This is a genomic window from Lelliottia nimipressuralis, assembly GCF_004402045.1.
Classification (GTDB): Bacteria; Pseudomonadota; Gammaproteobacteria; order Enterobacterales; family Enterobacteriaceae; genus Enterobacter; species Enterobacter chinensis.
Map to the genome: position 1 here is coordinate 1 of NZ_SOMG01000024.1, position 1,285 is coordinate 1,285.

Below are 1,285 nucleotides of genomic sequence, written 5' to 3' on the forward strand. Positions count from 1 at the left end.
TGTACAGTCCGGGGACATGGTAGACAGGTGTTCGGGGACATGGTGAACACTTTTTAACATCCTTTACCCATGGTGATCGACCTTTTCTTCAGGTCGATCACCCCCACTTTCGTGCTGTACCACCACACCTCGTAGCTGCCTTCTTCCTGCATCTCCTTCAGCCCGACCCGTTCTCCCCTGAACGCCTTGCCTGCGCTCAGACTTACCCCTTTCACGCTCAGTTTTCCGCTTATATCCACTTTCCTGACCATCACGCCCTCGTCGTATTCCGGAGGCTTTGTGTTGCCGCTGTACTGCCGCGCTGACGGCTGATACCGCGAGCCCGGTACCGCCATATCAAGCGCCTCATGCGGGCGTTCAAGGTTATAGACCGTCCGCCAGTGGTCAAAGGCGCGCTGCAGCTCACCGCTGTCCGTGAACCACTTCCCCTGCAGCACCTCCGCCTTCAGACTGCGGTGAAAACGCTCCAGCTTGCCCTGCGTCTGCGGATGATACGGCCGGGAGTGCCCCACCCGGATACCCAGACGTATCAGCCACAGCTCCAGCGCCGTCCAGGTGCCGGTGGTGTCTCCCCACGGAGCGCCGTTATCCATCGTCATCCGGTCCGGCAGGCCGTAGCGTTCAAACACGCTGACCAGCTGCTGCTGCACGGTCTCGCGCCGTTCATCGGTACAGTGCGCCAGGCACAGGGAAAAACGGGAGTGGTCGTCCAGCAGGGTGAGCGGATGGCAGCGGCCACCGCCAAAGAGAAAGTGGCCCTTAAAATCCATCTGCCAGAGCCGGTTTGGCGCATCATGTTCGAACCGTCCCGTGGCGGGAATGCCCGGTGAAGTGCCCGGCAGCAGGCTGTGACGGGCCATCAGGTTATGGACGGTGCTGAAGGCGGGCATACGGTGCCCCTGGTCTTCCAGCCAGCGCTTTATCTTGCGTGCGCCCCAGCGTTCATGGCGCTCATGGGCCATACGCAGCAGGGCAGTGATGTCGTCAGATGAGCGGTTCGGGGAATGGTGCGGTATGCGCGGGCGGTCCTGAAGACCGGCGGCACCTTCCTCCGCCCAGCGGCGAAGCCACTTATAGCCGGTAGCAGGTGAAATGCCGAAGCGACGGCAGAGGGAACGGATGTTCGCCCCGTCCTGCGAGGCGAACAAAACAAACTCGGTACGTAATGACATGGTATCTCTCGCATCCCAGGGCATAAGCGACTCCAGAAACGGGTTCTTATGCCTTAGTTGTAAGTGTCTACCATGTCCCCGAACAAGTGTTCACTATGTCCCCGGACCGTACA

At 60.2% G+C, this 1,285-nt stretch carries 1 protein-coding gene; it reads right to left on the reverse strand.

Going from position 1 to position 1,285, the window contains the following annotated elements:
• Positions 1-53: 53 nt before the first annotated feature.
• Complete coding sequence (locus E3U32_RS17180) at positions 54-1,196, reverse strand: IS481 family transposase (protein ID WP_435659348.1); 1,143 nt, start codon at positions 1,194-1,196, stop codon at positions 54-56.
• Between the last annotated feature and the right edge of the window lie 89 nt (positions 1,197-1,285).

Excerpts from the sequence above, each read along its gene's own strand:
- E3U32_RS17180 (WP_435659348.1), bottom strand. The coding sequence starts at position 1,196 with ATGCCCTGGGATGCGAGAGATACCATGTCATTACGTACCGAGTTTGTT.